A 7,531-nucleotide genomic window follows, 5' to 3' on the forward strand; every position below is an offset into this window, starting at 1 on the left:
AGTGATCACTGATCACTGATCACTGATAACTGATAACTGATAACTGATAACTGATTATTGCGATTCAGCGCCCACTTCAGCGAGGAGATCCTGTACTGATTCCTCTGCTTCCGATTCTTCCATATCAATACCGTAATCGTAGGGGCCGGACCAAAGAATCGGCATTTCCTCAAAATTCTCGATAATTGGGGGAGAGGAGGTTTGCCATTCTAGGGTTAAAGCGCGCCAAGGATTACGACCGGCGGGTTGACCTTTAAAGGCACTCCAGACCATATTAATAGCGAAGGGAAGACTCGATATACCGAGAATATAAGCTCCTGCGGTACTAAGAACATTTAAATCCTGAAACTGCACATCATACAGGGCAATACGACGGTTCATCCCCAATAATCCCAATTCGTGCATTGGCATGAAAGTTAAATTCAAACCGATAAAAGTGAGAACAAAGTGGATACGACCGAGAGTTTCGTTATACATCCGTCCGGTCATTTTTGGGAACCAATGGTAAACGGCAGCAAACAGGGCCATTGCCGTACCACCGAATAGTACATAGTGGAAGTGACCGACGACAAAATAGGTATCGTGGACGTGGATATCGAAGGGAACAGAAGCCAACATAATCCCGGTCAAACCACCGATGAGGAAGGAAGACAGGAAACCGATCCCAAATAATAAAGACGTATTGAGACTAAGTTTACCCCCCCAAAGAGTGGCACACCAACTAAAGATTTTAATGCCCGTGGGAACGGCGATTAACATAGTTGCCGCCATGAAAAACATCCGTAACCAGCCGGGGGTGCCGCTGGTGAACATATGGTGGGCCCAAACGATTAAACCCAAGAAACAGATGGTGAGACTGGAATAGGCGATCGCTCGATAACCAAAAATCGGTTTGCGGGCGTGAACCGGTAATATCTCCGATATCGTGCCGAAAAAGGGCAAGATCATGATATAAACGGCAGGATGGGAGTAAAACCAGAACATATGCTGATAAACCACCGGATCGCCGCCGCCGGCGGGGTTAAAAAAGCTCGTGCCGGCGATTAAATCAAAGGACAAGAGAACGAGAGCAGAAGCGAGAACGGGGGTGGAAAGCAGTACCAGAGTCGAGGTGGCCAGCATTGCCCAACAAAATAGCGGCATACTGTACAAATCCATCTCAGGAATCCGCATTTTCAGGATCGTGGTGATGAAATTAATCGAGCCTAAAATCGAAGAAGTCCCGATCAATAAAAGGCTCAAAATCCACAATTCTTCCCCCCATTTGCCGCTAATTAAGCTTAAAGGTGGGTAGGAAGTCCAACCGGACTGGGGTGCGCCAACAAAGAAACTGGATAATAATAGCAGCCCGCCGGGGGGGTTAAGCCAGAAAGCCACAGCGTTAAGACGAGGAAAAGCCATATCTTCCGCCCCAATCATCAGGGGAATGAGATAATTGGCAAAACCTGCCCCAACTGGAACGATCCAAAGAAAGATCATGATCGTTCCGTGCATGGTCATGAATTGGTTATATAGTTCTGGGGAGACGAAATCGGGGTCAGGAGTGGCTAATTCCGTCCGCAGCACTTCCGCAAAAGCACCGCCAATAAAGAAGAAAAGAAAGGCAGTCACCAGATATTGAATCCCGATGACTTTATGATCGGTGCAGAAAGTAAAGTAATCCGTCCACTTGCGGTGATGGATCACCTCGGGAACGGTTGCTGGGGTGGTTATTTCCGTTGATGCTGTCATAAGGCCAAGATTTTAGATGACAAGAAAAATTACATTTGCTGCTGATGGGCAACTTGGGCGAGGATTTCACCGTTTATGCCCATTTCTTCGGTGTAGGGGGTCAAATATTGACTATCAGAGCGATCTTTAGCGGTCATAGCTACGGTTCGATCGCTGTCAACTTCGGCGATCGTGTTATCCTGCACCCATTGGTCGTAATCCCCTTGGGAGTGAACCACAAAGCTAGATTTCATACCGCCGTGATAGGCCCCGCAAAGTTCCGCACAAATGATCGGATATTGACCAATTTGGTTGGATGTGAACGATAACACCGTTTCCTGTCCGGGGATAACGTCCTGTTTTAGACGCAATTGGGGAACCCAGAAAGCATGGATCACATCTCCCGCTTCCATATTCAGTTGCACGGGGCGATTGACGGGAGCGTGCAGTTCCCCAGAAACAATGCCAGTTTCGGGATAGGTGAAGATCCAAGCGTATTGAATACCTTTAACATTGACCACTAGGGGGGGAACTCCTTCACCATCGTAGGAATTGCCGATACCTAGGGCTACCCTGCGATCGCCGCCCATGGCCATCATCGTGCCGTGGTGATGACCGTGGTGGGCGATTTCTCCTTTGCCACCCTTGGAAATCAAGGGATCGAGACCGCCGATATTGTTATAAATCTCGAAGCTATAGACGGCAAGGATAAAAACGATTACCGTCGGGATGGCTGTCCAGAAGATTTCTAGGGGGACATTGCCCTCCACTGCCGGTCCGTCGGTTTGATCCCCCGGTTTACGGCGAAAGCGAATCACTATATAGATAATCACGCCTTCAACTATTAAAAATAGTCCCGTGGCGATGGTCATCATCAGATTAAAGATATTATCTATCTCCTGAGCATCTTCGGAAGCGGCCACAGGCATTAAGCCATGATTTTGGCCATACCAGAGACTAATTAAGGTTAGGGTGATCCCGAGTACGAGCGTCAGGATACTGCTGGGAATTTTCACGGTCTTTTCAATATTTTCAATAGTGGCTACTTATTCAAGGCTAAAACATGATTCCCCTATAGATGGGAAATTTAACCGGCATCTTCTGAGAATTTCATCTTTTCTTTGGGATCGTTTTCGGGGAAAGTATTTTAAATAACTAATTTTTATATCTTATTCTGAGTTTATGTAAACAAATGTAACGGAAATGGCCAGAAATCTAAAGAATATCTAAAAGGTTTTACCGGTCGTAAAAAAACTCATTCACAGTGATAACTAACTGGCAAACAAAGCCATGATCTTTGATGACAGACTCCTGGAGAACAGGCAAACCGATGACCGAATCTGTTTTTAACCCGACACCCCTAAGAGAAACCGGCAATATTCAGGTGTGGATGCGCCGCTTAGTCTGGAAAATTGCGATCGCTACTTTCGCCCTCATGGTGGTGGGCGCTGCCACCAGAGTTATGAACGCCGGTTTAGCTTGTCCCGATTGGCCTCTCTGTTACGGTCAATGGATTCCCAGTCAGCAGATGAATCTACAGGTATTTCTGGAGTGGTTTCATCGTCTCGATGCCTCTTTGATCGGGTTTAGTACGCTCGCTCTCGTCGGTCTGTCTTGGTGGTATCGTCGCCATCTTCCCCCTTGGCTGTTGCCCTCGGCGATCGCTGCCTTGTCTTTAATTCTCCTGCAAGGAGTCCTGGGAGGATTAACCGTCACCCAATTACTGCGATTTGACATCGTAACGGCCCATTTAGCCACAGCTTTGCTCTTTTTTGCCACCCTAATCGTCATTGCTATCGGTCTGACTCCCTACCGTGGCACAGGTACGGTCGGAAAACTAACCGGGATGGGAATGGTCGCCACCGGTCTAGTTTATCTGCAATGTCTCCTCGGCGGTCTCGTCGGTTCCCGTTGGGCTGCCCATCAGTGTTTAACGGTTTCCCAACTCTGCACCGTGATGAATAGCCACATTATCGGGGTTTTTCCCGCCACTATCTCGGTTTTAACCCTAGTTTTCTTCGCTTGGCGAACTGCCGCTATCCATCCTCTCCTCAGAAAACTAGCTTTTAGTGCCGGGGGATTAGTCGCCCTACAGGTATTTTTGGGCGTTGCCACCCTGAAACTGCATCTACAGGTGGAACCCTTAACCATTACCCACCATAGCATCGGTGCGCTATTGGTGGCAACCCTCGTCGCTTTTACCACTTTCGCCCTTCGCGATCGTTCTTTCGCGCCTAAGTAACCAGACACAATTAATTGCACATATCTAACCACCTCTTGCATGAGTGCCTCTTGCCTTTTGCCCATCCTAACCAAGAAGTTAATTTTGTCCCATTACTTATAAGCCATCTCTAAGGATTTAATCACGATGACTGGAACTCAAGCCCTTCGCCACCACGATAATTTTTTACAAGTCGCTAAAAGTTATTATCAACTCACCAAACCCCGAATTATTCCTCTACTGCTGATTACTACGGCCGCTTCTATGGAAATCGCCTCTAAAGGTCAGGTTTCCCCCCTCTTACTCTTTCTTACCCTCCTCGGTGGCACTCTCGCCGCCGCCGCCGCTCAAACCTTAAACTGCATCTATGATCGCGACATCGATCACACCATGCTTCGCACCCGCGCCCGTCCTATTCCCTCCGGTCGCGTGCAACCCCTCCACGCCCTCATTTTTGCCCTCGTTTTAGCCTCCCTTTCCTTAGCACTTTTTGTCTTTTTTGTCAATACTTTGAGCGGATTTTTAGCAATGACCGGCATCGCATTTTATATGCTGATTTATACTCATCTGCTCAAGCGTCATAGTGTCCAAAATATTGTTATCGGCGGTGCGGCTGGCTCGATTCCTCCCCTCGTCGGTTGGGCGGCAGTAACGGGCGATCTCGGTTGGATTCCTTGGATTTTATTCGCCATTATTTTCCTTTGGACTCCTCCCCATTTTTGGGCTTTAGCTTTAATGATCAAGGATGATTATGCAGAAGTGGATATCCCGATGATGCCCGTGGTTAAAGGGGAAGAAGCCACTAGCGAGCAGATTTGGCTCTATACTTTAATCGTCGTTCCTTTCACTTTCCTCCTGATTTATCCCTTGGCTGCCTGTGGTGTGGTTTATGGTGTAGCGGCTTTAATTTTAGGGTTTGTTTTCCTGAAAAAAGCTTGGCAATTAAAACAGAATCCTTTTGATCGAGACATGGCTCGATCGCTGTTTAAATATTCCATTCTTTACATGATGTTATTATGTACAGCTATGGTGATCGATAGTTTACCCATGACCTCTCGTCTCCTCGCTACAATTGCCAGTTTATTCCCCTGTAGTTAATCTCAGTTATCAGTTATCAGTTATCAGTTATCAGTTATCAGTTATCAGTTATCAGTTATCAGTTATCAGTTATCAGTTATCAGATGTGAGTTTTCAGATGTGAGTTTTCAGTTCACTGAAAATACTCCCCATCTCCCCATCTCCCCATCTCCCCCCGCAACGCGCACGCAGTGGTCTCCCCATCTCCCCCCGCAACGCGCACGCAGTGGTCTGGCTCTTCTGGTTTCTGTGTGGAAACGAGGTCTATACTGATACTTTCTTCCGCAAAATAGCCCTAAAAGTCTTGCCCGATAAGCATTTCACGATTCCATAAGCAAAAATTATCACACACCATCTCCCCACTTCCCACTTCCCAATTTATAATTCATAATTCCCCCCGACTACTGATTGCGACTGAGGGAGTTAATTCGCTCGATTAGTTGGGCTAAGATTTCTTGTAATTGTCGATCTTGATGTTGGGAAAGGTTGATTTTATCACAGCTATAAATAACGGTGGTGTGATCTTTGCCGCCAAATTCTTCGCCAATGCGCGGTAAACTTAAATCCGTGTGTTGACGCATCAAATACATCCCAATCTGTCGAGCAAAACTAATTTCTCGCCGGCGGGAATTTCCCTTTAGATCAGCGATCGAGAGTTGAAATTTTTCCGCTACTACCGCCATAATAATATCGGGAGAAGTGGAAATTTTGGCCATTGGTGGATTTAAAACCGGCGCAATATTTTCTACCGTCATCGGCAATCCGGAGATAGAAATATAAGTAGTAGCTCGGATTAATGCCCCCTCTAATTCGCGAATATTAGAAGTATAATTAACGGCAATATATTCGATAACTTCTCTTGGGAGACGCAGATTTTCGTACTCGGCCTTTTTTTGTAAAATTGCCATGCGAGTTTCGATATCTGGTGCTTGGATATCGGCCACTAATCCCATAGAAAAGCGAGAAATTAAACGATCCTGTAAACTGGGAATCTGTTTGGGCAAGCGATCGGAGGCTAAAACCACCTGTTTTCCCGCTTCGTGCAGGGTATTAAAGGTATGAAAAAATTCTTCTTGAGTGTATTCTTTTCCTTCAATAAATTGCAGATCATCCACTAATAATATATCGGCATGACGATAATGATTACGAAAACTTTCCATACTATCTTGACGGATAGCGGTGATTAAATCATTAGTAAATTGTTCCGTCGATACATAAAAAACCTTGGATTGAGGATATAATTCTAGACGATAATGACCGATCGCTTGCATTAAATGGGTTTTACCTAACCCCACCCCACCACAGAGAAAAAGCGGGTTAAATTCGCGTCCGGGTAATTCCGCCACCGCTAAAGCGGCCGCATGGGCCATGCGATTAGTTGGGCCGACAACAAAACGGGAAAAATTATATTTAGGGTTAAGTTGATTACTGGGGGGTAATTCTGATTCTAAGCTACTGTTAGGCTGGAAAATAGCGATTAAATCGCCCTGTTGTGCCGTTAGTTGAATCTCGACGGGATAACCGACGATATCCTCCACTACTTCGGCAATTGTTGACAGATAATTTTTCTGAAGATGGTTAAGAATAAAAGGATTGGCAGCCTGAATTACTAAGCGATCGTTTTGCCATTCTTTAACCGTCGCCGTTTGAAACCAAGTCTCGAAAGCGGGACGGGATAATAGTAATTTTAGACGCTCTAGGAGATGATGCCAAAGTTGTTGGGTGCTGCTATCCACGGTTAATTTTGATTAAGTGGGTGGGTGGAATTAAATATAAGATGAACGTAGGTTGGGCTTCGGCCGTGAGCTTTTGCCGAACGGTTGAAGCATGAAACCCAACGCCTATCCACGGTTAATTTTGATTAACAAAGTTGCTCTAGTGCTGCTGCGGGGAAACCTTATCAGTTTAGCGAGATTTTTCCCCTCAAGATAAAATGATTTTCAGAGCGAAACAATTAATCTTTAGACAGATGACGCAAGTTTTAACAATCACCCAATTAGGAAATCCAATTCTACAGCAAAAAGCAGCAGCGATCGATAATCTTCTCGATGCTGACTGTCAAAATTTGATCGATTCCCTGATTACCACCGTGCAAGCTGCCCACGGGGTGGGAATCGCCGCGCCCCAAGTTGCTCGGTCTCTGCGTCTGTTTATCGTTGCTTCTGGTCCCAATCCTCGTTATCCCGACGCTCCGATGATGCCACCCACTGCCGTGATTAATCCTCGCATTTTGCGGGTCAGCGAGGAAATGGTCAAGGGTTGGGAAGGTTGCCTCAGTGTCCCCAATTTACGCGGTTTTGTCCCCCGTCATCAGTGGATCGAGGTGGCCTATTGCGATCGCAATGGTCGCGAAATCCGTCAACTTTTCAGGGATTTTGTCGCGCGCATCTTTCAACACGAATTAACTCATCGGAAATTTTGGGTCTGAAACCCCGCCGTTCTAGGTTGGCTTTACGTTAGAATTAAAAGGCCAGTCTCGAAAACCAAGTGGACGGCGCAGCACCTTGAAAACTCGGCTTAGGG

Annotated in this window: 7 protein-coding genes; 4 read left to right on the forward strand and 3 right to left on the reverse strand. The window is 46.3% G+C overall.

The features are described from left to right. Positions 1-54: 54 nt before the first annotated feature. Together ctaD and EWV66_RS17895 are read right to left on the reverse strand one after the other, a co-directional pair. A complete protein-coding gene (gene ctaD, locus EWV66_RS17890) occupies positions 55-1,731 on the reverse strand; it encodes a cytochrome c oxidase subunit I (RefSeq protein ID WP_072926728.1) in 1,677 nt (558 codons plus the stop codon). Positions 1,732-1,760: 29 nt separating this feature from the next. Continuing rightward, positions 1,761-2,726, reverse strand: coding sequence for a cytochrome c oxidase subunit II (locus tag EWV66_RS17895; RefSeq protein ID WP_287108318.1), 966 nt, complete (start codon positions 2,724-2,726; stop codon positions 1,761-1,763). Between the two features lie 314 nt (positions 2,727-3,040). Between EWV66_RS17895 and EWV66_RS17900 the strand changes: the two genes are divergently transcribed. From EWV66_RS17900 to EWV66_RS17910, 3 genes are all read left to right on the forward strand, one after another. Next, the gene (locus EWV66_RS17900; RefSeq protein WP_008202058.1) at positions 3,041-3,952 is read left to right on the forward strand and encodes a COX15/CtaA family protein; all 912 of its coding nucleotides are present in this window, start codon (positions 3,041-3,043) and stop codon (positions 3,950-3,952) included. A gap of 126 nt (positions 3,953-4,078) precedes the next feature. After that, complete coding sequence (locus EWV66_RS17905; protein ID WP_287108319.1) at positions 4,079-5,029, forward strand: heme o synthase; 951 nt, start codon at positions 4,079-4,081, stop codon at positions 5,027-5,029. Beyond that, positions 5,004-5,132, forward strand: a complete 129-nt coding sequence (locus EWV66_RS17910) for a hypothetical protein (protein ID WP_284525819.1) — start codon at positions 5,004-5,006, stop codon at positions 5,130-5,132. Before EWV66_RS17905 ends, EWV66_RS17910 begins: the two co-directional genes overlap by 26 nt. Positions 5,133-5,409: 277 nt before the next feature. Here the strand turns inward: EWV66_RS17910 and dnaA are convergent, their stop codons facing one another. Next, the gene (dnaA, locus tag EWV66_RS17915; protein WP_052277058.1) at positions 5,410-6,744 is read right to left on the reverse strand and encodes a chromosomal replication initiator protein DnaA; all 1,335 of its coding nucleotides are present in this window, start codon (positions 6,742-6,744) and stop codon (positions 5,410-5,412) included. A gap of 197 nt (positions 6,745-6,941) precedes the next feature. Here dnaA and def point away from each other — a divergent pair, with 197 nt between their 5' ends. Beyond that, the gene (gene def / locus EWV66_RS17920; protein WP_287116019.1) at positions 6,942-7,436 is read left to right on the forward strand and encodes a peptide deformylase; all 495 of its coding nucleotides are present in this window, start codon (positions 6,942-6,944) and stop codon (positions 7,434-7,436) included. Positions 7,437-7,531 lie beyond the last annotated feature (95 nt).

This window comes from Microcystis sp. M_OC_Ca_00000000_C217Col (assembly GCF_007095585.1).
Lineage (GTDB): Bacteria > Cyanobacteriota > Cyanobacteriia > Cyanobacteriales > Microcystaceae > Microcystis > Microcystis panniformis.